Origin of the sequence: Cronobacter sp. EKM101R, from assembly GCF_963888145.1 — a bacterium.
GTDB classification, from domain to species: domain Bacteria; phylum Pseudomonadota; class Gammaproteobacteria; order Enterobacterales; family Enterobacteriaceae; genus Cronobacter; species Cronobacter turicensis.
The window spans coordinates 465,988-487,883 of sequence record NZ_CAWPHW010000012.1; the positions used below are offsets into that span (position 1 = coordinate 465,988).

The window sequence follows — 21,896 nt, forward strand, 5'->3', positions numbered from 1 at the left end:
TGTCGTCTTAACGTCACACGTGAAGGTCTTTCATAAAGGATGGTGTGACTCAGGGCGGGAGTGGCGATGCCGGGTGCCGCGGATCTTTTTATCTGTATGCCGGGAATTGTATTACTGGCGGGGTTTCTTGCCGCGTATTGCAGCAACAAATGGGATGACTGAACGTCAGAAAAAAAATACCGCCAGACGAGTCTGACGGTAAGGCTTGCATGGATTGTTATTGTCCTGCGCTCAACAACACGCTTATTTCTGCATCATGCCACGCGCAGGTTCAACGTCACCTAAACGTGGGCTTATTCGCTTAACCCGCGGTTTTTCAGCATCGGCTCAATGCGCGGAGCATGGCCGCGCCACGCGAGCCACAACGCTTCGAGATCGCTGCTGTTGCCGCGGGAAAGAATCGCCTCGCGAAAGCGCGCGCCGTTTTGCGCCGTTAACCCGCCCTGCTCCACAAACCATTGATAGCCGTCGTCGGCAAGCATCTGCGTCCAGAGATAGGCGTAATAGCCCGCCGCATAGCCGCCGCCAAAAATATGGGCGAAATAACTGCTTCTGTAGCGCGGCGGTACGGCCCGCAGCGCGATGTTTTCCAGCGCCAGCGCCGCAGCCTCAAACGCGGACACCTCTTCTGGCGACGATTGCGGCGTCAGACTGTGCCAGTGCTGATCAAGCAGCGCTGCGGCCAGCAGTTCGGTCATGTCGTAGCCTTTGTTAAAGCGCGCCGCGCGGAAGAGTTTTTCACGAAGCGCGTCCGGCATCGGCTCGCCGGTCTGATAATGGCGCGCAAAGTTCGCGAACACATCCGGATGGCTCGCCCAGTGTTCGTTGATTTGCGACGGGAACTCCACGAAATCGCGCGGCGTGTTGGTGCCGGAGAGCGTGGCGTAGCGCTGGCTGGCAAAGAGACCGTGCAGCGTATGGCCAAACTCATGGAACAGCGTGATAACGTCATCCCAGGAGATGAGCGCAGGCTGACCGGCGGCGGGCTTCAGGTAGTTACAGACGTTGTAAATGACCGGTTTGTGGCCTGCGAGCGTCGACTGGTCAACAAAATTCCCCATCCAGGCGCCGCCGCTTTTGCTGTCGCGCGCGAAGAAATCGCCGTAAAACAGCGCCAGACCGCTGCCGTCTTTATCGAAAATCTCCCAGACGCGGACATCCGGGTGGTAGACCGGGATATCGGTGCGCGCCTGAAAACGGAGGCCGAACAGCGTGCTGGCGGCGTGGAAGACGCCGTGGATGAGCACATTGTCGAGTTCAAAATACGGTTTGATCTGCGCGTCGTCGAGCGCGTATTTTTCGCGCCGCACCTGTTCGGCGTAAAACGCCCAGTCCCAGGCCTCGGCCTGAAAACCGCCGTTCTGGCGGTCAATCACCTGCTGAATATCCGCAAGCTCCCGATTCGCGCGCGCCGTCGCCGCCGGCACGATATCGCGCATAAAGCGCAGCGCCGCCTCTGGCGTTTTGGCCATTTGATCGGCGATGGTCCAGGAGGCGAAATCCTTAAAGCCGAGCAGCGCCGCCTGCTGCGCGCGTAACTGCGCCAGACGCAATACCAGCGCGCGGGTATCGTTGGCGTCGCCTTTTTCGGTGCGGTGCCAGCCCGCCTTAAAGAGCGCCTCGCGCGTTTCGCGACGCTCAAGCGCCTGGAGCGCAGGCTGCTGCGTGGTGTTGAGCAGCGCGATAAGCCAGCGTCCTTCCTGCCCTTTTTCACGCGCGGCCTGCGCGGCGGCGGCGATTTCCGCCTCGCTCAGCCCGGCCAGCGCCTCGCGGGACGATACCAGCAGCCCGCCCGCTTTATCCGCCGCCAGCAGACGCTGGTTAAACTGGCTGGTAAGCTGCGCGGCTTCGCGGTTAAGCGCTTTAAGCTGCGCTTTTTGCTCCGCGCCGAGCGTCGCGCCCGCGAGCATAAATTGCTGCCAGACGACCTCCACCAGCCGCCGCGACTCGTCATCCAGCCCGAGCGCGTCGCGCTGTTCATACACGGTATTGAGGCGCGCGAACAGCGTATCGTTGAAGTGAATGTCGTCGGCCAGCGCCGCAAGCTCCGTGGAAAATTCTTCATCCAGCGTTTGCAGATAATCATTGGTGTGCGCTGACGTCATCGCGAAAAAGACGTGGGTGACGCGCGTAAGCATCGCCCCGCTGCGCTCCAGCGCCAGATACGTGTTTTCAAACGTCGGCGCGGCGGGGTCGGCGGCGATCGCCTCCACCTCTTCGCGCTTCTGGCGCACCGCCTCATCAAAGGCTGGGCGATAGTCGTTATCGGTTATCGCGTCGAACGGCGGCGCCTCGTAAGGTAGCGTACTGACTGAAGAAAAAGGGGTGGTTACCGACATGAGGATCTCCCGCAAAGGCGTGATGGTAAAAACACAGCTTATGCACCCTCGCCGCAAACGGCAATGCTTAACGCCGCCTGGCATCAGGAAGTGATATTCCACAGGGCGCGTCGGGCGTGCTAAGGTAACAGCTCTGAAAAAGCCTTGAGGAACAGCGAGATGATTATTCTGGTTACCGGTGCGACGGCAGGTTTTGGCGAGGCCATTACTCGTCGTTTTGTGAAGAACGGTCATAAAGTCATCGCGACAGGCCGCCGCCAGGCGCGCCTCGACGCGCTAAAGGATGAGCTTGGCGAGAGCGTGCTGACGCTGCAACTGGACGTGCGCAACCGCGCGGCGATTGAAGAAGCCATCAGCAGCCTGCCGCTGGAGTGGCGCGATATCGACGTGCTGGTCAATAACGCCGGACTGGCGCTGGGCATGGAGCCTGCGCATAAAGCGAGCGTCGAAGACTGGGAGAATATGATAGACACCAATAATAAAGGTCTGGTGTATATGACCCGTGCAGTGCTGCCGGGCATGGTCGAGCGTAACCGCGGCCACGTGATTAACATCGGCTCCACGGCGGGCAGCTGGCCTTACGCGGGCGGCAACGTATACGGCGCGACCAAAGCGTTTGTGCGTCAGTTCAGCCTTAACCTGCGCACCGATCTGCACGGCACCGCGGTCCGCGTGACGGATATCGAGCCGGGCCTGGTCGGCGGCACCGAATTCTCTAACGTGCGTTTTAAAGGCGACGACGATAAAGCCGGTAAAACTTACGAGAATACGACCGCGCTCTCGCCGGACGATGTGACCGAAGCGGTCTGGTGGGTGGCGACGCTCCCGGCGCACGTCAATATCAACACCGTGGAGATGATGCCGGTCAGTCAGAGCTTCGCCGGGCTTAGCGTACATCGGCAGTAATTCCCTTATGCCCGCTGCCCGTCCATGCTGGGCGGGGTGGGCAATTAATGTTAAATTGCCGCAGTTACCCGCAAATTAAGACAATAGAATGGCCGCTGAAACTCCGCTCAACCCGACCCAGCCGGTGAGTCAACAGATTTACCGCATCCTGCGCCGCGATATCGTGCACTGTTTGATCCCGCCGGGCACGCCGCTTTCTGAAAAGGAAGTCTCGGTGCGTTTTGACGTGTCGCGCCAGCCGGTGCGTGAGGCGTTCATCAAGCTGGCGGAGAACGGATTGATTCAGATCCGCCCGCAGCGCGGCAGTTTTGTGAATAAGATTTCGCTGCGCCAGGTGCGCAACGGCTGTTTTGTCCGCCAGGCGATTGAGCGCGCGGTGGTGCAGCGCGCCGCCACGATGGTGACCGATGCCGATCTCTACCAGCTTGAGCAAAACCTTAACCAGCAGCGCACGGCCATCGATCGCAAACAGCTGAGCGATTTTTTTCAGCTCGACGACGAATTTCACTACCGCCTGACGCAGGTCGCCGACTGCCAGCTTGCCTGGGATACCGTGGAGAATATCAAAGCGACCATCGACCGGGTGCGCTATATGAGCCTCGACCACGTCTCCCCGCCGGAAATGCTGCTGCGCCAGCATAACGATATTTTTCACGCGCTGGAGCGCCGCGACCCGCAGGCGGCCGACAACACCATGCGCCTGCATTTGCAGGAGATCAGCGAATCGGTATTGCTGATCCGCCAGGAAAACCGCGAGTGGTTTACTGAAGAGTAACCGCGCAGCGCAATTAAACAACTCAGGATGGACAGGTGATGCGCGCATTACTGCTCGTGGGCTGTGCCCTTTTCTCTTCGCCGCTGCTGGCTGACTGTCTTCAGAGCGAGGCGAACGCCGCGGCCGCCGCGGATTTTACGTGGTCGGCGAGTACCGTCACCGCTACGCCCCGCGCGCATTTTTACTCCGCGCCGTCACCGGAATGCCGCCTTGGGGCTTTTCTGGTGCCGGGCGATGCCGTACAGGTTTATCGCCTTTCCCGTAGCGACGCCCTGGGCGCCGATGAAAAGGCGCGCCCGTTCGCCTGGGTGAGCTATCGCGACAATCAGGGCCGCGTTGCGACCGGCTGGATGGAAACCGCCGCGCTTAAGGCGCAGCCGGACGCGCTCAAGCCTGAAGGCGCCTGCGCCGCTCGCCTGCGGGAGCTGGACGATGCGCAGGACACGCCGGAAACCGCGAACCGCTACGAAGTCACCGGCAGCGGCCGTCATTTCTTTTACACCGCGCCCGACGCGCAGTGCCGCAGCCAGCAGGTGTATCTGGTGGCGGGCGATACGGTGAGCGTGAGCCGCACGCGGCCGGGCTTTAGCGAGGCGACATGGTACGGCAAGGACGGGCGCATCGTGAAAGGCTGGCTGGAATCGGCGGCGCTTCACGCCACCGGCGCGGGCGAGACGTGGCGTGAGGATATCAGCGCCAGCCCGCTTGCCCGGGTGACCCGCACCGTCTCGTTGCAACTCAACCCCCACGGCCAGTGCATTTTCTATGAGAATGCGCAGGACGGCGGCATTTTCCGTTTGCTGGTGCGCGAAAATCATACCCGCGAAGACTGCCGTGGAGGCGCTGACCCTGAAGTGGCGCCTGTCGTGGCGACTAATGATATCGATATCGCGAGCGGAAACATTGTGCGTAACGCGCCCGCGGGCGAGTAGTTACGGGCCGTGACATTCATCACACAATTGCCTCGTTTTTGATCGAGATTAACGTTTTTCCGGGAGTGATTTTTAAAATGGGGCTCGTCTGGATCTTTCCCAACTATTCAGAGGAGATAACACCATGATGACCTACGATCGCAACCGTAATTCCATCACTACCGGCAGCCGCGTAATGATTAGCACCACCGGGCAGACCGGCGTGATTAAAGCGATTCACGGCGACGGCATGACGCCGGAGCAGATCCGCCGTGGCCGTACCGTTGAAGTGGAAGGTTGCGAAGGGAAATTCGAGCCGATCGAGTTGATTCGTCTGGGGATGCATTAATCGTCTGGCGGGCGGGGTTGATATTGTGAGATGGCGGGTGCGCTGCGCTTACCCGCCCTACAAAGCGTTAAGGTTTCCACAAGGCGGGTGCGCAGCGCACCCACCACATTAAAAAACCCACCCTCAGAATCAACCCACTCGCGCTATCAACACCCTGCTTTCACATACTGCGCCACGGTCGCTCTGGCGCCGTTCTCCCGCAAAAGCTTATAGGCCTCCGTTACCTGCGCCACAAATTCTGTCCGCGTCGCCAGATCCTCGCCAAAAATCGCGCGAATGCTGAGCAGCGCTTTCACCCGCGCATCGCCCTCTTCGCTTGTGCGTACCGTCTCCTGAATAACATTCAGCAGCGGATCGCACACCTCAATCGTATTGCCCTGCTCATCGACGCCGCTCACGTAGCGCATCCAGCCCGCCACGCCGAGCGTCAACAGCGGCGCCGCGCTGCCGTGCGCCTGATGCCAGCGCAGAGAATCCAGCCAGCGCTGCGGCAGTTTCTGGCTCCCGTCCATCGCGATTTGCCAGGTGCGGTGACGCAGCGCCGGGTTGCTGTAGCGCTCAATCAGCAGATCCGCGTAACGCGCCAGATCAACGCCTTGCACACTCAGCGTCGGGGCCTGTTCGTTAAGCATCAGCGCATGCGCGGCATGGCGGTAATTCGCATCGTCCATGCAGTCGTTGATGTGCTGGTACCCCGCCAGATAGCCGAGATACGCCAGGAACGAGTGGCTGCCGTTAAGCATACGCAGCTTCATCTCCTCGAACGGCACCACATCGTGAACCAGCTGCGCGCCCGCCTTTTCCCACGCCGGGCGGCCCGCGACAAAATTATCCTCAATCACCCACTGGCGGAACGGCTCGCAGGCGACACCCGCCGGGTCGCGCACGCCGGTCAGCTGCTCGATTTTATCGAGCGTTTCCGGCGTCACCGCCGGCACGATACGGTCCACCATGGTGGACGGGAACGTCACGTGCTCCTCGATCCACGCCGCCAGGCTGGCGTCCAGCGCGCGGGCGAACGCCATCACGACGTTGCGCGCCACATGCCCGTTTTCCGGCATATTATCGCAGGACATCACGCTGAAGCCCGCAAGCCCGGCGGCTTTACGGCGCGCCAGCGCCTCCACAATCACCCCAACGGCGGAAGATGGCGCTGTGGGGTGCGCGAGATCGGCGGCGATCAGCGGATTATCCAGCGCCAGTTCACCGGTGGCGGGCGAATGGCAGTAGCCTTTTTCGGTGATGGTCAGCGAAACAATCGCCACCTGCGGCTCGCACAGCGCGGCGAAGACGGCTTCCAGGCCATCCACCTGCGCATGGAGCGCGTTTTTCACCACGCCCACCACGCGGGCGCGCCAGGCGTCGGCGGACATTTCAGCCACGGTGTAGAGATTATCCTGACGGCGGATATCGGCGATTTGCTGCTCGCCGCCGATCAGATTGATTTCACAATACCCCCAGTCGCTGCCGTGTTCGGCGGCAAGGATATCGGTATAGACGCCCTGGTGCGCGCGGTGAAACGCGCCAAAACCGAGATGCACAATGCGGGCGACCAGCGCGTCGCGGTGATAGGCAGGGAGCGTGGCGTGGGCGTGAAGCAGCGTATTTTCCATGGTCGGGACTCGTTTGATAAATAAAGTAATTTGTATGAAGCCTACGCGTCGCAGCGGCAGGATTTATGATTTGCGACAGCTTTTGATGACTACATTAACTAGAATGGTAGTAAAGCGTGACGTTCATCACGCTTTACGTGTTAAGAGAAGTGATAACAGGGATCAGACAGTGACGGGTTTCGCGGCCAGATTATCCGCCACGCGCGCTTTGACGAACGTCCAGAGGATAATCGCCCCGACGATATCCATCATACTCAGAATAATAAAGAACGGATTATAGCCGACGGTTTTCACCAACCCGCCCATGATAAGCGTGCAGATAAAAATGCCCGTCCAGCCCGCCGTACCGGCGAAACCGCTGACGGTGGAGGTTTCGTTACGCCGGAAGAGATCGGTGGCCATGGTAATGACCTGGGTGGAGAGCATTTGATGGGCAAACGCGCACACCGAGACCAGCCCTATCGCCACATAGGCGCTTTCCACAAACCCGACCAGCGAAAGCGGCAGCATCAGCACTGCGCCCGCGCTAAACCCGATACGCCGCGCGTTGATGGTCGAGAGGTTCCAGCGCTTCATCATGAAATTATTCAAAAAGCCGCCCGCCATGCCGCCGAAATCCGCCGCCAGAAACGGCAGCCAGGCGAACAGCGCGATATCCTTAAGCGGCATATGCCGCACCGTCATCAGATAGACCGGCAGCCAGAAGTTGATCGTGCCCCAGGCGGGGTCGGCCAGAAAGCGCGGCAGCGCGATGCCCCAGAAGTTACGCTGGCGCAGGATCTGCATCACTGACGGTTTGGTGCCGTCGGCTTCCAGATGTTTCTCCTGCCCGTCTTCAATGAGCTGCGCTTCCTCTGCGCTGAGCGCGCGATGGCGCGCGGGCGACTCATAGCCAAACCACCAGATCACCGCGAACACCAGCCCGAGCGCGCCGGTTATCACAAACGCCATTTCCCAGTTGTAGGCCATGATGGCCCACACCACGAGCGGCGGCGCCAGCATCGCGCCTATCGACGTGCCGATATTCGCCACACCGCCCGCAATGCCGCGCTCTTTCGCCGGAAACCATTCAGAGTTGCACTTGACGCCCGCCGGGATCGCCGAGGCTTCGCTCAGCCCCATCAGCCCGCGCAAAAAGGCCAGTCCTCCCCACGAATGACACGCCGCATGGGCCATGTTGGTCAACGACCAGGCGATAATCATAATGAAAAAGCCGAGCTTTAATCCCACCACATCGATAAAGAACCCGCAGATGGGCTGCGCAATCGTGTAGGCGAACTGAAAGGCGCTTAAGATCCAGGAGTATTGTTGTTCATTAATATGCAGTTCGGTAAAAAGCGTGGGCGCCGAGACGCTCAGCGAGCTGCGCGCCAGCGCGTTAATAATCGTGCCCAGTGACACCAGGCCTATCATATACCAGCGTAAGTGTTTAATTTTCATGGGTAGGGTCCGGAGGTTTTTATTATTGTCGCCGCAGCGCGCTGCGGCGATGCGGGATTACCAGTTCCACAGCGTGCCGTCTTCAAGCCGGGCCACCGGCAGGTAAGCCGGATCGTAGGGATATTTCGCCGCCAGCTTTTCATCGAACCCGATGCCCAGCCCCGGCTTCTCGCCCGGATGCATATAGCCGTTGTCGAATGTCCAGCTGTGCGGGAAGACCTCCAGCATCTGCTCTGAATAGCCCATGTATTCCTGCACGCCGAAGTTCGGCACCCAGAGATCGAAATGCAGCGCGGCGGCGTGACAGACCGGGGAGAGATCCGACGGCCCGTGCGAGCCGGTGCGCACCTGATACAGCGCCGCGAAATCCGCAATGCGGCGCATGCCGGTAATACCGCCTGCGTGGGTCACCGTGGTGCGGATGTAGTCAATCAACTGCTCTTCGATAAGCTGTTTACAGTCCCAGATGCTGTTAAACACTTCTCCGACCGCGACGGGCGTCACGGTGTGCTGGCGGATGAGGCGAAAGCAGGCCTGGTTTTCGGCAGGCGTCGGATCTTCCATCCAGAAGAGGCGGTAATCCTCAATGCTTTTACCGAAACGCGCCGCCTCGATGGGCGTCAGGCGGTGATGCATGTCGTGCAGCAGATGTTCGTTAAAGCCGAATTTCTCACGTACCGCCTCGAAAAGTTTCGGCGTGAAATCGAGATATTTTTCGGTGGACCAGAGCTGCTCCTCCGGCCACTGGCCTTTGGTGGCGGGCTCATACGCCAGTCCTTTGCCCTTCGCCATGCCGTAAGTGGTTTTCATGCCGGGCACGCCGCACTGCACGCGAATCGCCTTAAAGCCCATTTCTTTGTGCCGGGCATAGTCTTCCAGCACCTCATCGATGGTGTGGCCCGTGGTGTGGCAGTAAACCATCACGCCGTCGCGCGACGCCCCGCCGAGCAGTTGATAAAGCGGCATTCCGGCGGCTTTGGCTTTGATATCCCACAGCGCCGTGTCGATAGCGGAAATCGCCGACATCGTCACCGGCCCGCGACGCCAGTAAGCGCCTTTGTAAAAAAACTGCCAGATATCTTCGATGCGCTGCGCGTCGCGACCCACCAGCTGCGGGCAGAGGTGATCGCGCAGGTAGCTGGCGACAGAAAGCTCGCGCCCGTTTAGCGTGGCGTCGCCAAGCCCGGTCAGGCCCTCGTCGCTGGTGATTTTAAGCGTCACGAAGTTGCGCCCCGGGCAGGTGACAAACACTTCCGCTTTACTGATCTTCATGCATCTTTCCTTTTAGAAACGGCAATGCGTCATGCTGTACACATTGCGATCAACTGACTTAACTACCATACAAGTTGATTGAGCGGAAAAATGCGCGACGCTTCACAAAGCGTGAAGCGCTGTCAGTGGCAAAAAAGGGAAGACATCAGGAAGAACGTCAGGCGCGGCCCCAGCCTGCGACAATAATCAGCATACCGCAGAGCGCCACGGCGGCCCCTGCCCAGTCGTAGAGACTCAGGCGCACGCCATCCACCACCCGCAACCACAGCAGCGCGGTCATCACGTAGACGCCGCCGTAAGCGGCGTACACCCGCCCGCTCGCCGCCGGGTGCAGCGTTAACAGCCAGACAAAAAGCATCAGCGATAGCGCCGCCGGCAGCAGCAAAAGCACGCTCGCCCCCTTGCGCAGCCATAGCCACGGCAGAAAACAGCCAATAATTTCCGCAAGCGCGGTGGCAAAAAACAGCAAAGTGGTTTTAATCATATTGAGACTCTTTGAAGTAATATCGGTCATCGCTGCCGCTGTGCGCGATTCGCGCACGATGATATAGTAAAGCGTGTCGGCTTCACGACAAGAACAGCTTCATTAAGGATATCGCCATGAATAAATTCCTTCGCCACTCACTGCTGCTGGCGTTGCTGACCGGCGCGCTGTCAGGCGTTGCCCACGCGCAAACCGATAAACTGATTATTGAGTCCGGCGACAACGCGCGGACCCGCCAGGATGCTGCGATGGATAAAGAGCAATGGAATGACACCCGTTCTTTACGTCAGAAAGTGAACAAACGCGCCGAAAAAGAGTGGGATAAAGCGGATGTCGCGTTCGACGCTCAGGATAACTGCGAGAAAAGCGCGAACCTCAACGCTTACTGGGAACCCAATACCCTGCGCTGCCTTGACCGCCGCACCGGCCGCGTCATTAATCCGTAACCCCCGTTTGCATCACGGCTCCCGCGCCGCGGGGGCTGGTTTTTCCCGCGCATATAAAGGATGAACGATGTCAGATTACGTTGATGTCAAACTGCGCCCGCTCGAACGTGAAGATTTGCGTTTCGTGCACCAGCTCGACAATAACGCCAGCGTCATGCGTTACTGGTTTGAAGAGCCCTATGAAGCGTTCGTCGAACTCTCCGATCTCTACGATAAACATATTCACGACCAGAGCGAACGCCGCTTTGTCGTGGAGTGTGACGGCGATAAAGCAGGCCTGGTGGAGCTGGTGGAAATTAACCACGTCCACCGCCGCGCCGAGTTTCAGATAATTATTTCACCGGAGCATCAGGGCAAAGGCCTTGCCAGCCGCGCGGCAAAGCTGGCGATGGATTACGGCTTTACGGTACTGAATCTCTATAAGCTCTATCTCATCGTGGATAAAGAAAACGCCAAAGCGATTCATATTTACCGCAAGCTGGGCTTTATGGTGGAAGGCGAACTGGTTCATGAATTTTTCATTAATGGCGAGTATCGCAACACCATCCGCATGTGTATTTTCCAGCATCAGTACCTGACGCATCTCAAACCCGCCGGGACGACGCTGTTGAAACCGACCGCGCAATAACGTGTAAGCGCAGGCGTGCCTGCGCTTACACAATCTCTTGTAACAGCCTGTCAGTAGTAGTTGATTTCGTTCTGAATGGTGAATTTGTGCAGCACAGGCGGCGTCACGCTGGCATCGGTAATTTCCAGTACGCAGCTTGACGGGTTGAGGTGACGGTCATATTCGCAGCTCTGCTTTGCCGTATCGATCACTTTATCGTTAAGCTTTGTCACCGAGGTGTAATCGTGTTTTTTTCGCTTATCGCTGGGCGTGGCGACGGTTAAGAGCTCGGCGTCTTTCGCTTTGCTGGTTTTGCCGAGCGGATAACCTTCTTCATCGTAACGGTAGTTCACGGTGACATCCGGCGTGTGGCCCTTCACCACAAATTCGCGATCGTTAGTTTCATACACCATGCCTACCGAAGGCAGCTCGGCCAGCTGGCATTTGCCCTGTAAACGAATACGTTTTTCGCGGCTTAGCGCGTCGAGGTAGTAGTTGGCGTCCAGCACCAGCGACATATGGCTGTTGCTCGGTTTATCAACGTAGTTCAGCGTCTCGAAGCACCCCTCCTCGGAGAGCGTGCCGTTCACTTCCGTCTCCACCTCGCCGCTGTCGTTAATCAGCTTCTGGGTGAAATTTTTTACCGGGCCGCGCAGCGGATCGAAATTAAACTCGCTGGAGAAACTCGCCATCTCCGGGCTGAACGGCGCCAGCGCGTCTGGCTTATCGCACCCCGTGAGCACCAGCGATACCATCATTACCGTCACGTATTTTTTCACGTCTTTATTATCCTTCTGCGGCCTCGCCAAAAGCGGCATGATATCTGAAAAGTCAGTGATATATATAACAACTGCTATGCTTACTACATCTGTTTTACGTCAATAAGGAGCCGTTAATGAAAAAACGTTACTGGGCAGGCGCCCTGCTGCTGGCCGCGACATTACCGGTCAGCGCTGCGCAAAACTCCTGTGAACGAGTCAAAGCCGATATTGAACAGCGCATCATTAATAATGGCGTACCGGAGAACGGGTTTACGTTAACTATCGTTCCTAACGACCAGGCTGACCAGCCGGATGCGCAGGTTGTCGGGCATTGCGCCAACGATACGCAAAAAATTCTCTATACCCGCACCCAAAGCGGCAATGCCGCAGGCGGCGCAACGTCGCAGGGCGCGGCCAGCGAGCCGCAATAATCGCATAAGGGGCTTCGGCCCCTTTTTTTTATCCCTCATTCGTTTATGCCCCATCTATTGACCCTCGTTAACGTTTTCTACTCCATTCTGGGTAAAACTCTTTTTGCGCTAATCATTAGCGCTCTAATCGTCTGAGTTTCTTACCTCATGGCCGCCCGGTGTTTTCAGCGGCCCGCCAGGGAGCGCGTTATGTCACAACAGCAAGAGGGCATCAGCCGTCGTCATTTTCTTACGACCACTTCACTGGGCGGCCTGGCGCTGGCGGCGGGCGGCGTCACGCTGCCTTTCGGTTTCAGCCGCATTGCCGCCGCCGTCAACACCTCCGTTACTCCGCCTGACGATAAGATTGTCTGGGGCGCCTGCTCGGTGAACTGCGGCAGCCGCTGCGCGCTGCGCCTGCATGTGCGCAACGACACCGTCTGGCGCGTCGAAACTGACAATACGGGCCTCGACATGTACGGCGATCATCAGGTTCGCGCCTGTCTGCGCGGACGATCGATCCGGCGGCGCATCAACCACCCCGATCGTCTGAACTACCCCATGAAGCGCGTCGGCAAACGCGGCGAAGGAAAGTTTAAGCGCATCAGCTGGGACGAGGCGCTGGACACCCTTACGGAGAGCCTGAAGCGCATCGTCGCGCAGTACGGCAATGAGGCCGTGTATATCAACTACACCTCCGGCGTCGTGGGCGGCAATATCACCCGCTCCTCGCCTTACGCCTCGCTGGTGGCGCGGCTGATGAACTGCTACGGCGGCTTTCTCAGCCATTACGGCACCTACAGCACCGCGCAAATCGCGGCCGCCATGCCCTACACCTACGGCTCGAACGAAGGCAACAGCACGTCGGATATCGTTAACAGCAAGCTGGTGGTGATGTTTGGCAACAACCCGGCGGAAACCCGCATGAGCGGCGGCGGGATCACGTATCACCTTGAACAGGCCCGCGAACGGTCGCAGGCGCGTATGATTGTTATCGATCCACGCTACACCGATACCGCCGCCGGACGTGAAGATGAGTGGATCCCGATCCGCCCCGGCACCGACGCCGCGCTGGTCTCCGCGCTCGCGTGGGTGATGATCGATGAAGATTTAGTCGATCAACCGTTTCTCGATCGTTATTGCGTGGGCTATGACGAGAAAACGCTTCCGGCAGGCGCGCCCGCGAACGGCCATTACAAAGCGTATATTCTCGGCCAGGGCGAAGACGGCATTGCCAAAACCCCCGCCTGGGCGGCGCACATCACGGGTATTCCACAAGAACGCATCGTGAAGCTGGCCCGTGAAATCGCGGGCGCCAGACCGGCGTATATCTGCCAGGGCTGGGGGCCGCAGCGCCAGGCGAACGGCGAGCTGACGTCGCGCGCCATCGCGATGCTACCCATCCTTACCGGCAATGTCGGCATTCACGGCGGCAACAGCGGCGCGCGTGAATCAACCTACACCATCACCATTGAGCGTATGCCGGTACTGGAAAACCCGGTGAAAACGCAGATCTCCTGCTTCAGCTGGACCGACGCCATCGCCCGCGGCCCGCAGATGACCGCGCTCGCCGACGGCGTGCGGGGCAAAGATAAGCTCGACGTGCCCATCAAGTTCATCTGGAATTACGCGGGCAATACCATCACTAATCAGCATTCCGATATCAACCGCACGCATGAGATTTTGCAGGACGACACCCAGTGCGAAACCATCGTGGTAATTGAAAACTTCATGACCTCATCGGCGCGCTACGCCGACATCCTCCTGCCGGACTTAATGACCGTTGAACAGGAGGACATCATCCCCAACGACTACGCGGGCAACATGGGCTATCTGATCTTCACCCAGCCCGCCACCTCTGCGAAATTCGAGCGCAGGCCGATTTACTGGATGATGAGCGAAGTGGCGAAACGCCTTGGGCCTGAGATCCACCAGCGTTTTACCGAAGGGCGCACCCAGGCGCAGTGGCTGCAGTACCTGTATGCGAAAATGCGCGCCCGCGATCCGCAACTGCCCGACTATGAGGCGCTCAAACAGCAGGGCATTTACAAGCGCCAGGATCCGGACGGACATTACGTCGCTTATAAAGACTTTCGCGACGATCCCGACGCGCATCCGCTGAAAACCCCTTCCGGCAAAATCGAGATTTACTCCGCCGCGCTTGCCCGCATCGCGCAGACCTGGCGGCTTCGCGAGGATGAAACCATCAGCCCTCTGCCCGTTTACGCCTCGACATTCGAAGGCTGGGATTCCCCGGGGCGCCGCGATTACCCGCTGCAACTCTTCGGCTTCCACTACAAAGCCCGCACCCACTCCACCTACGGCAACATCGACGTCTTACAGGCGGCCTGTCGTCAGGAAGTCTGGATCAACCCGGTCGACGCCCGCGCTCGCGGCATTGAAAACGGCGATCGGGTGCGCGTGTTTAACGCGCGCGGCGAAGTGCGGCTGGAGGCGAAAGTGACACCGCGCATCATGCCCGGCGTGAGCGCCATGGGCCAGGGCGCGTGGCACCATGCCGATATGAACGGCGACCGCATCGATCACGGCGGCTGCGTCAATGTTCTGACGACGCAGCGCCCGTCGCCGCTCGCCAAAGGCAACCCGCAGCACACCAACCTGGTGCAGATAGCGAAGATCTGACGCGGGCTGAATACAAAAATCATAACAACAGGAACCACATTGACTCTCCGTTCTGGAGACAAGGAGTGAGTAATGTCAAATACCGATAGTCCGGTCGGGATCAGCCGCCGCACGCTGGTGAAATCCACCGCGCTGGGCGGCCTGGCGCTCGCGGCAGGCGGCATCTCCCTGCCCTTCGGGCTCCGGCCTGCGGCGGCTGCGGTGGGACGCGCCATTGCGCCAGATGAACGCGTCGTCTGGAGCGCCTGCACCGTCAACTGCGGCAGTCGCTGTCCGCTGCGTATGCATGTGGCGGAGGGCGAGATCCGCTATGTCGAAACCGATAACACCGGTACCGATGACTATGACGGACTGCACCAGGTCCGCGCCTGCCTGCGCGGGCGCTCCATGCGGCGGCGCGTCTACAACCCGGATCGTCTGAAATATCCCATGAAGCGCGTCGGCAAACGCGGCGAAGGCAAATTCGCGCGCATCAGCTGGGAAGAGGCGCTGGATACTATCGCCCAGGGCATGAAGCGCATTATCAGCGAATATGGCAACGAGGCGATTTATCTCAACTACGGCACCGGCACGCTCGGCGGCACCCTGACCCGCTCCTGGCCGCCCGGGAAAACGCTGATTGCCCGCCTGATGAACTGCTGCGGCGGTTATCTTAACCACTACGGCGATTACTCCAGCGCGCAGATCGCCGCGGGCCTGAACTACACCTACGGCGGCTGGGCCGACGGCAACAGCCCGTCTGATATAGCAAACAGCAAGCTGGTGGTGCTGTTTGGCAATAACCCCGGCGAAACCCGCATGAGCGGCGGCGGCGTGACGTACTACCTTGAGCAGGCGCGCGCGAAATCGCAGGCGCGAATGATAGTCATCGATCCGCGCTATACCGACACCGCCGCCGGGCGCGAGGATGAGTGGATCCCGATCCGCCCCGGCACCGATGCCGCGCTGGCCGCCGCGATCGCCTGGGTGTTGATCACCGAAAACTATGTCGATCAGCCGTTTCTGGATAACTACTGCGTCGGCTATGACGAGAAAACCCTGCCGCCCGGCGCGCCGGCTAATGGTCACTATAAAGCCTATATCCTTGGCGACGGGCCAGACAATACCGCCAAAACGCCCGCCTGGGCCGCGCCCATTACCGGTATTCCCGAAGCGCGCATTATCAAACTCGCCCGCGAGATCGGCGAGGCCAAACCGGCGTTTATCGCGCAGGGCTGGGGGCCGCAACGCCATTCCAACGGCGAACTGGCCTGCCGTGCGATAGCGATGCTCCCTATTCTCACGGGGAACGTGGGCATTCCCGGCGGCAACAGCGGCGCGCGCGAAGGTTCATTCTCACTCCCCTTCGAGCGGATGCCGACGCTGGAAAACCCGGTACAGACCAGTATCTCGATGTTTACCTGGACCGACGCCATCGAGCGCGGCCCGTCGATGACCGCCACCGCCGACGGCGTGCGCGGCAAAGAGAAGCTCGACGTGCCGATTAAGATGATCTGGAACTACGCCGGTAATTGTCTTATCAACCAGCACTCGCACATTAACCGCACCCACGAAATTTTGCAGGACGATAAAAAGTGCGAGCTGATCGTGGTGATCGACTGCCATATGACCGCCTCGGCGCGCTATGCCGATATTCTGCTGCCGGACTGCACCGCGTCTGAGCAAATGGATTTCGCGCTCGACGCCTCCTGCGGCGACATGGCCTACGTGATTTTCGCCGACCAGGTGATTGCGCCGCGCTTTGAATGTCGCACTATCTATGACATCACCAGCGCGCTCGCGGTGCGCATGGGCGTCGGCGAACAATTTACCGAAGGCCGCACGCAGGAAGGCTGGCTGCGCCATCTTTACGCGGAGTCACAGCGCGCGATCCCGGAACTGCCGGATTTCGACACGTTCCGCAAACAGGGGATCTTTAAGCTTCGGGATCCGCAGGGCCATCACGTCGCCTATCAGGCTTTCCGGGAAAAGCCGGCCGCGAACCCGCTCGACACGCCCTCCGGCAAAATCGAGATCTACTCGTCGGCGCTTGCCGATATCGCCGCGCACTGGCAGCTGCCGGAAGGCGATGTCATCCACCCTCTGCCGGTCTACAGCCCCGGTTTTGAACAGGTCAGCGATCCGTTGCGCGCGCAGTACCCGCTCCAGCTCACCGGTTTTCACTACAAATCCCGCACTCACTCGACTTACGGCAACGTCGACGTTTTACAGGCCGCGTGTCGCCAGCAGATCTGGATCAACCCGCAGGATGCGCAGGCGCGCGGCATCAACGATGGCGACCCGGTGCGGGTCTGGAACGCGCGCGGCGAAGCGCGCATCGAGGCGAAAGTGACGCCGCGCATTATGCCGGGCGTCGTGGCGCTGGGCGAAGGCGCGTGGTACCAGCCTGACGCGCAGGGCGTCGATCACGCCGGCTCTATCAATGTACTGACCACCCAACGGCCGTCGCCGCTGGCGAAAGGTAATCCGTCTCACAGCAATTTAGTTCAGCTTGCCAGGGTTTAAGGAGTCCTGATGACCACACAATATGGCTTTTATATCGATTCCAGCCGCTGCACCGGGTGTAAAACCTGCGAGCTGGCGTGCAAGGATTACAAAGATCTCACCCCTGATGTCAGCTTTCGCCGCATCTATGAATACGCGGGCGGCGACTGGCAGGAAGATAACGGCGTCTGGCATCAAAACGTCTTTGCCTATTACCTCTCAATAGCCTGTAACCACTGTGAGGACCCGGCCTGCACCAAGGTGTGCCCGAGCGGCGCGATGCACAAGCGCGAGGACGGCTTTGTGGTGGTGAATGAAGACGTCTGTATCGGCTGTCGCTACTGCCATATGGCCTGTCCGTACGGCGCGCCGCAATACAACGCGGCCAAAGGGCATATGACCAAATGCGACGGCTGCTATGAACGCATCGCTGAGGGCAAAAAACCGATTTGCGTCGAATCCTGCCCGCTGCGCGCGCTGGATATGGCGCCCATTGAGGAGCTGCGTAAAAAGTACGGTTCGCTGGCGCAGGTCGCCCCGCTGCCCGCCGCGCACTTTACCCGCCCGAATATCGTGATTAAACCCAATGCAAACAGCCGCCCGACCGGTGACACCACCGGCAAACTGGCGAATCCGAAGGAGGTCTGAAATGGGAAGCGGATGGCATGAATGGCCGCTGGTGTTATTCACCGTGCTCGGCCAGTGCGTGGCGGGCGGGCTTATCGTCACCGGGCTGGCGTGGTTTGCTGGCAGTCAGGATGAACGCACGCGCATTGTGCGCGCCATGTTTTTTCTCTGGGTATTAATGGGCATCGCCTTTCTCGCCTCGGTGATGCATCTCGGCTCGCCGCTGCGCGCGTTTAATTCGTTAAACCGTCTCGGCCACTCGCCGCTCAGTAATGAAATCGCCAGCGGATCGCTGTTTTTCGCGGTGGGCGGACTGTGGTGGCTGGTGGCGGTGCTCGGGAAAATGCCGCAGACGCTCGGGAAAATCTGGCTCATCGTGGCGATGGCGCTCGGCGTGCTGTTTATCTTCGCGATGACCCGCGTGTATCAGATAAACACGGTGCCGACCTGGCATAACGGCTACACCACGCTCGGCTTTTTCCTGACGGCGTTCCTCGGCGGGCCGCTGCTCGGCGCGCTCCTGCTGGCCGTCGTGGGCGTTGCTGGCCCGCGGGCGTTCGCGGTGGTGTGCGTGCTCGCGCTGGCGGTAAGCCTGGCGGCGGCGTTGATGCAGAGCGCGGGTCTTGCGGGCATTCACAGCTCCGTCCAACAGGCGAGCGCCCTGCTGCCGGATTACGGCTTCTGGCAGGCGTGGCGCATGGCGCTGCTGGCGCTCGGCATTGGCTGCTGGCTCTGCCCGCTGGCGCGTCGCGTCCCGCCGCGCCCGTGGGGGCTGGCGGCAGGGTTTGCGCTGGTGGCGGTGGGCGAGCTTATCGGCCGCGGCCTCTTTTATGGTCTGCATATGACGGTCGGCATGGCCGTTGCGGGATAATCTCCGGGCGGCCCCGCCGCCCGGCTTTTTCAGGACAGTGACGCAGTGGAACAAAAATTAACGGATATCGCCTGTAGTGCCCGCATTCTGGGGGCGCTCTTTTATTACTCGCCGGAGGCGCCCGAGGCGCACGCCATTGTTGACGCGCTGCGCGCGCCAGGCTGGGAGCGGGAATGGCCCTGTGCGTTCGATGCCGCATGCGTGGCGGGGTTTCGCGCGCACAACGCCGGGGACGAAACGCTGGCGCAGGCGTGGCAGCGGCTTTTCATTGGCCCGCACGCGCTGCCCGCGCCGCCGTGGGGATCGGTCTGGCTCGATCGCGAGTCGGTCCTGTTTGGCGACTCCACGCTTGCGTTACAGAGCTGGCTGCGCGAGAACGCCATCGCTTTTGAAACGCCGCTTCAGGAGCCTGCGGATCATATCGGTCTGCTGTTGCTGCTGGCCGCCTGGCTCGCGGAGCAGGGAAAAACCCGTGAGCTGGACGAGCTGCTGGCCTGGCATCTGCTGCCGTTCGCGCCGCGTTTTCTGGAGGTCTTCTGCGCGCAGGCGCAGCATCCGTTTTACGTGGCGCTGGGCGAGCTGACCTGCGCGACGCTTGCCCACTGGCGCAGCGGGCTGTTGATGCCGGTTTCGCAAAAACCGCTCTACCGTTAGTGAAAGCGGCCCCACAACGCGATTAACAGCCAGGCGCTCAGGCACCAGCACGCCACCGCGCCGCCGAGCGCCAGGGGCACTTTGATCATCCCGCTTAGCACCCACAGCGAGGCCAGATAAACAAAGTAAGGAATGATGGCCCACATCCCGAAAATCACCGTCGTGCGCAGCGCCTCCACGCCGCGGCCGGTGACGACGATATAGTGGGCAATCAGTGCGAAGGTCGGAAAGAGCGGGATCAGCCCGGCGAGGTAATAGTTTTTCGTTTTCGACAGCATCCCTATCAGCACCACGACCGCCGCGCCGAGCAGCGCTTTTATCAACAGCCCCATCGTTTTACGTTCCGTCTTCTGGTTTCAGTTTTTTCCGACCCTACCATAACTGCGCGCCATGCCGGGATTTTTTCACCCCAGCGCCCTCTTTTGTTACGGCGTCACTTATTGTTCTTCGCTTTTAAGATAATTCTCTGTCGAGCCGCTCAAGCGAGGCGGGATAAGGGAAAACCGTTAATTGCCGGGGTAAATCATTGATCGGCTAAATGTTACCTCATGTGGAATCCTTCCCGCCCGGTTGCTATAGCTCAATACACCCTGCCGACACACGGCATAACAACAGGCGATCCTCATCGCCATAAAACGTGCACCAGGGAGACAACGCCTCATGCAGAAAGCCTCACTGACTTTACGCGCCATCGGGGCGCTGGCCGGACTCGCGGTGGTCATCGGATTGCTGGTCTGGGGCATCGGCCCTCAAACCATCGCTGCCCGCCGCGAAGACCTGCTTTATCTGGGTAAACAGCATCTGATTCTGGTGTTCAGCTCCATGGCGCTGGCGCTCGCCGTCGGTATCCCGAGCGGCATTCTCTTAAGCCGCCCGGCTGCGCGCCGCTTTGCGGAATACGCGATGCAGATCTTTAACGTCGGCAATACCCTGCCGCCGCTGGCGGTACTGGCGCTGGCGATGGTGGTGGTTGGCATCGGCGATAAACCGGCTATCGTGGCGCTGTTCCTCGCCTCCCTGCTGCCGATTGTGCGTAACACCTACGCCGGGCTCTGCTCGGTGCCGGGCTCGCTGATTGAAGCGGCCAACGGCATTGGCATGACCAAAGGCCAGCGGCTGTGGCAGGTGGAGCTGCCGAACGCCTGGCCGGTGATGCTCTCAGGCATTCGCATCGCCACCGCCATTAACGTCGGCACCGCGCCGCTGGCCTTTCTTATCGGCGCCAGCAGCTTCGGCGAACTGATTTTCCCGGGCATCTACCTGAACGACTTCCCGACGCTCATTCTTGGCGCCGCCGCGACGGCGTTATTCGCGCTGATTCTGGATATGGCGCTCGCAGCACTTGGCCGCGTGCTCAGTCCGCATACCGCCTGATGATAAGGAGCTTCCGATGACCCTGCTGAATCGCTGGCTGACCATTGCCGCCGCAGGCCTGCTGCTGGCAACAACCGCCGCTCGCGCCGCGCCGCTGGTGCTCACCACCAAGAGCTTTACCGAGCAACATATTCTCTCCGCCATGACGGTGCTGTACCTGCAAAAAAAAGGTTTCCAGGTGGAGCCGCGCACCAATATCGCCACGGTGATTTCACGCAACGCCATGATCAACAAACAGGTGGACATGACCTGGGAGTACACCGGCACGTCGCTGATTATCTTCAACCATATCAACAAGCGGATGACGCCCGAGGAAACCTATAACACGGTGAAACAACTCGACGCGAAGCTCGGGCTGGTGTGGCTGAAACCCGCCAGCATGAATAACACCTATGCGTTCGCGATGCAGCGTAAGCGCGCCGAAGCGGAGCATATTTCGACGATGTCGCAACTGGCGGAGAAAATCGAACAGGTGCGTAAAACCGACCCGGACAAGAACTGGATGCTGGCGCTCGATCTGGAGTTTTACGGACGCAGCGACGGCATGAAGCCGCTGCAACAGGCGTACAACATGCCGCTCGACCGCCCGCAGATCCGTCAGATGGATCCTGGGCTGGTCTATAACGCTATCCGCGATGGCTTTGTGGACGCGGGGCTGGTTTACGCCACCGACGGGCGCGTGAAAGGGTTCGATTTAAAAGTGCTGGAAGATGACAAGGGCTTTTTCCCGAGCTATGCCGTCACGCCGGTGGTGCGCAAGGATACGCTGGCGGCGAATCCGGGGCTTGAGGACGCGCTGAATACGATCTCTGGCCTGATGGATAACGACACCATCACCACGCTTAATGCGAAGGTGGATATCGATCACCAGACGCCGCAGCAGGTCGCCCGCGACTTCCTGCGCGACAAAGGCCTGCTTTAAGGAGGGAT

At 59.7% G+C, this 21,896-nt stretch carries 22 protein-coding genes; 15 read left to right on the forward strand and 7 right to left on the reverse strand.

Annotated features, from left to right (window positions below; all coding sequences use genetic code 11):
* Positions 1–66: 66 nt before the first annotated feature.
* On the forward strand, positions 67–162 hold the full coding sequence (gene mgtS, locus AACV31_RS10705) for a protein MgtS (protein WP_146378559.1): 96 nt from the start codon (positions 67–69) through the stop codon (positions 160–162).
* A 131-nt stretch (positions 163–293) separates the two neighbouring features.
* On the opposite strand, the gene dcp is transcribed toward mgtS, so the two are convergent.
* Positions 294–2,339, reverse strand: a complete 2,046-nt coding sequence (gene dcp, locus AACV31_RS10710) for a peptidyl-dipeptidase Dcp (RefSeq protein ID WP_165154034.1) — start codon at positions 2,337–2,339, stop codon at positions 294–296.
* Between the two features lie 159 nt (positions 2,340–2,498).
* Here dcp and ydfG point away from each other — a divergent pair, with 159 nt between their 5' ends.
* The 4 genes from ydfG to ydfZ all read left to right on the forward strand — a co-directional run bounded on the left by ydfG (position 2,499) and on the right by ydfZ (position 5,280).
* On the forward strand, positions 2,499–3,245 hold the full coding sequence (ydfG, locus tag AACV31_RS10715) for a bifunctional NADP-dependent 3-hydroxy acid dehydrogenase/3-hydroxypropionate dehydrogenase YdfG (protein ID WP_007761382.1): 747 nt from the start codon (positions 2,499–2,501) through the stop codon (positions 3,243–3,245).
* An 88-nt stretch (positions 3,246–3,333) separates the two neighbouring features.
* Positions 3,334–4,020, forward strand: a complete 687-nt coding sequence (locus AACV31_RS10720; RefSeq protein WP_165154036.1) for a GntR family transcriptional regulator — start codon at positions 3,334–3,336, stop codon at positions 4,018–4,020.
* A 38-nt stretch (positions 4,021–4,058) separates the two neighbouring features.
* On the forward strand, positions 4,059–4,952 hold the full coding sequence (locus AACV31_RS10725; RefSeq protein ID WP_165154338.1) for a hypothetical protein: 894 nt from the start codon (positions 4,059–4,061) through the stop codon (positions 4,950–4,952).
* Positions 4,953–5,076: 124 nt separating this feature from the next.
* Positions 5,077–5,280, forward strand: coding sequence for a putative selenium delivery protein YdfZ (gene ydfZ, locus AACV31_RS10730; RefSeq protein ID WP_007697274.1), 204 nt, complete (start codon positions 5,077–5,079; stop codon positions 5,278–5,280).
* Between the two features lie 146 nt (positions 5,281–5,426).
* Here the strand turns inward: ydfZ and AACV31_RS10735 are convergent, their stop codons facing one another.
* From AACV31_RS10735 to AACV31_RS10750, 4 genes are all read right to left on the reverse strand, one after another.
* A complete protein-coding gene (locus AACV31_RS10735; protein WP_165154038.1) occupies positions 5,427–6,893 on the reverse strand; it encodes a mannitol dehydrogenase family protein in 1,467 nt (488 codons plus the stop codon).
* 162 nt (positions 6,894–7,055) lie between these two features.
* A complete protein-coding gene (locus AACV31_RS10740) occupies positions 7,056–8,333 on the reverse strand; it encodes an MFS transporter (protein ID WP_165154040.1) in 1,278 nt (425 codons plus the stop codon).
* Between the two features lie 57 nt (positions 8,334–8,390).
* The gene (gene manD / locus AACV31_RS10745; RefSeq protein WP_165154042.1) at positions 8,391–9,605 is read right to left on the reverse strand and encodes a D-mannonate dehydratase ManD; all 1,215 of its coding nucleotides are present in this window, start codon (positions 9,603–9,605) and stop codon (positions 8,391–8,393) included.
* A gap of 157 nt (positions 9,606–9,762) precedes the next feature.
* Positions 9,763–10,089, reverse strand: a complete 327-nt coding sequence (locus AACV31_RS10750; RefSeq protein ID WP_032806519.1) for a YnfA family protein — start codon at positions 10,087–10,089, stop codon at positions 9,763–9,765.
* Between the two features lie 116 nt (positions 10,090–10,205).
* On the opposite strand from AACV31_RS10750, the gene AACV31_RS10755 reads away from it, so the two are divergent.
* Positions 10,206–10,535, forward strand: a complete 330-nt coding sequence (locus tag AACV31_RS10755; RefSeq protein ID WP_007761427.1) for a DUF1283 family protein — start codon at positions 10,206–10,208, stop codon at positions 10,533–10,535.
* A 67-nt stretch (positions 10,536–10,602) separates the two neighbouring features.
* Complete coding sequence (speG, locus tag AACV31_RS10760) at positions 10,603–11,163, forward strand: spermidine N1-acetyltransferase (RefSeq protein WP_007761428.1); 561 nt, start codon at positions 10,603–10,605, stop codon at positions 11,161–11,163.
* 50 nt (positions 11,164–11,213) lie between these two features.
* On the opposite strand, the gene AACV31_RS10765 is transcribed toward speG, so the two are convergent.
* Positions 11,214–11,921, reverse strand: a complete 708-nt coding sequence (locus AACV31_RS10765; protein WP_007761429.1) for a YnfC family lipoprotein — start codon at positions 11,919–11,921, stop codon at positions 11,214–11,216.
* A gap of 116 nt (positions 11,922–12,037) precedes the next feature.
* Between AACV31_RS10765 and AACV31_RS10770 the strand changes: the two genes are divergently transcribed.
* The 6 genes from AACV31_RS10770 (at position 12,038) to dmsD (ending at position 19,592) form a co-directional block, all read left to right on the forward strand.
* Positions 12,038–12,334, forward strand: a complete 297-nt coding sequence (locus tag AACV31_RS10770; protein WP_007671423.1) for a DUF1161 domain-containing protein — start codon at positions 12,038–12,040, stop codon at positions 12,332–12,334.
* A 189-nt stretch (positions 12,335–12,523) separates the two neighbouring features.
* The gene (gene ynfE / locus AACV31_RS10775; protein WP_165154044.1) at positions 12,524–14,956 is read left to right on the forward strand and encodes a selenate/tellurate reductase subunit YnfE; all 2,433 of its coding nucleotides are present in this window, start codon (positions 12,524–12,526) and stop codon (positions 14,954–14,956) included.
* Positions 14,957–15,028: 72 nt separating this feature from the next.
* Complete coding sequence (gene dmsA / locus AACV31_RS10780) at positions 15,029–17,461, forward strand: dimethylsulfoxide reductase subunit A (RefSeq protein ID WP_165154046.1); 2,433 nt, start codon at positions 15,029–15,031, stop codon at positions 17,459–17,461.
* A gap of 9 nt (positions 17,462–17,470) precedes the next feature.
* Positions 17,471–18,088, forward strand: a complete 618-nt coding sequence (locus tag AACV31_RS10785) for a DMSO/selenate family reductase complex B subunit (protein ID WP_007761441.1) — start codon at positions 17,471–17,473, stop codon at positions 18,086–18,088.
* Between the two features lies 1 nt (position 18,089).
* Complete coding sequence (locus AACV31_RS10790; protein ID WP_165154048.1) at positions 18,090–18,938, forward strand: DmsC/YnfH family molybdoenzyme membrane anchor subunit; 849 nt, start codon at positions 18,090–18,092, stop codon at positions 18,936–18,938.
* A gap of 45 nt (positions 18,939–18,983) precedes the next feature.
* Entirely contained in the window at positions 18,984–19,592 is a 609-nt protein-coding gene (gene dmsD, locus AACV31_RS10795; RefSeq protein ID WP_165154051.1) for a Tat proofreading chaperone DmsD, read from the forward strand.
* Here dmsD and AACV31_RS10800 read toward each other — a convergent pair.
* Complete coding sequence (locus AACV31_RS10800; RefSeq protein WP_105539093.1) at positions 19,589–19,924, reverse strand: GlpM family protein; 336 nt, start codon at positions 19,922–19,924, stop codon at positions 19,589–19,591. The genes dmsD and AACV31_RS10800 overlap by 4 nt on opposite strands.
* A gap of 328 nt (positions 19,925–20,252) precedes the next feature.
* On the opposite strand from AACV31_RS10800, the gene osmY reads away from it, so the two are divergent.
* Both osmY and osmX read left to right on the forward strand, forming a co-directional pair.
* Positions 20,253–20,966: an osmoprotectant ABC transporter permease OsmY gene (gene osmY / locus AACV31_RS10805; RefSeq protein WP_053531639.1), complete on the forward strand. Its 714-nt coding sequence runs from the start codon at positions 20,253–20,255 to the stop codon at positions 20,964–20,966.
* Positions 20,967–20,982: 16 nt separating this feature from the next.
* Complete coding sequence (osmX, locus tag AACV31_RS10810; RefSeq protein ID WP_007761450.1) at positions 20,983–21,888, forward strand: osmoprotectant ABC transporter substrate-binding protein OsmX; 906 nt, start codon at positions 20,983–20,985, stop codon at positions 21,886–21,888.
* Positions 21,889–21,896: the final 8 nt, after the last annotated feature.

Coding starts and splice junctions, on each gene's coding strand:
- dcp (WP_165154034.1), bottom strand. CDS start 2,339: ATGTCGGTAACCACCCCTTTTTCTTCAGTCAGTACGCTACCTTACGAG.
- AACV31_RS10770 (WP_007671423.1), top strand. CDS start 12,038: ATGAAAAAACGTTACTGGGCAGGCGCCCTGCTGCTGGCCGCGACATTA.
- AACV31_RS10740 (WP_165154040.1), bottom strand. CDS start 8,333: ATGAAAATTAAACACTTACGCTGGTATATGATAGGCCTGGTGTCACTG.
- ynfE (WP_165154044.1), top strand. CDS start 12,524: ATGTCACAACAGCAAGAGGGCATCAGCCGTCGTCATTTTCTTACGACC.
- AACV31_RS10750 (WP_032806519.1), bottom strand. CDS start 10,089: ATGATTAAAACCACTTTGCTGTTTTTTGCCACCGCGCTTGCGGAAATT.
- AACV31_RS10790 (WP_165154048.1), top strand. CDS start 18,090: ATGGGAAGCGGATGGCATGAATGGCCGCTGGTGTTATTCACCGTGCTC.
- AACV31_RS10735 (WP_165154038.1), bottom strand. CDS start 6,893: ATGGAAAATACGCTGCTTCACGCCCACGCCACGCTCCCTGCCTATCAC.
- ydfG (WP_007761382.1), top strand. CDS start 2,499: ATGATTATTCTGGTTACCGGTGCGACGGCAGGTTTTGGCGAGGCCATT.
- osmX (WP_007761450.1), top strand. CDS start 20,983: ATGACCCTGCTGAATCGCTGGCTGACCATTGCCGCCGCAGGCCTGCTG.
- ydfZ (WP_007697274.1), top strand. CDS start 5,077: ATGATGACCTACGATCGCAACCGTAATTCCATCACTACCGGCAGCCGC.
- AACV31_RS10720 (WP_165154036.1), top strand. CDS start 3,334: ATGGCCGCTGAAACTCCGCTCAACCCGACCCAGCCGGTGAGTCAACAG.
- AACV31_RS10755 (WP_007761427.1), top strand. CDS start 10,206: ATGAATAAATTCCTTCGCCACTCACTGCTGCTGGCGTTGCTGACCGGC.
- manD (WP_165154042.1), bottom strand. CDS start 9,605: ATGAAGATCAGTAAAGCGGAAGTGTTTGTCACCTGCCCGGGGCGCAAC.
- AACV31_RS10800 (WP_105539093.1), bottom strand. CDS start 19,924: ATGGGGCTGTTGATAAAAGCGCTGCTCGGCGCGGCGGTCGTGGTGCTG.
- mgtS (WP_146378559.1), top strand. CDS start 67: ATGCCGGGTGCCGCGGATCTTTTTATCTGTATGCCGGGAATTGTATTA.
- AACV31_RS10725 (WP_165154338.1), top strand. CDS start 4,059: ATGCGCGCATTACTGCTCGTGGGCTGTGCCCTTTTCTCTTCGCCGCTG.
- speG (WP_007761428.1), top strand. CDS start 10,603: ATGTCAGATTACGTTGATGTCAAACTGCGCCCGCTCGAACGTGAAGAT.
- dmsA (WP_165154046.1), top strand. CDS start 15,029: ATGTCAAATACCGATAGTCCGGTCGGGATCAGCCGCCGCACGCTGGTG.
- AACV31_RS10785 (WP_007761441.1), top strand. CDS start 17,471: ATGACCACACAATATGGCTTTTATATCGATTCCAGCCGCTGCACCGGG.
- osmY (WP_053531639.1), top strand. CDS start 20,253: ATGCAGAAAGCCTCACTGACTTTACGCGCCATCGGGGCGCTGGCCGGA.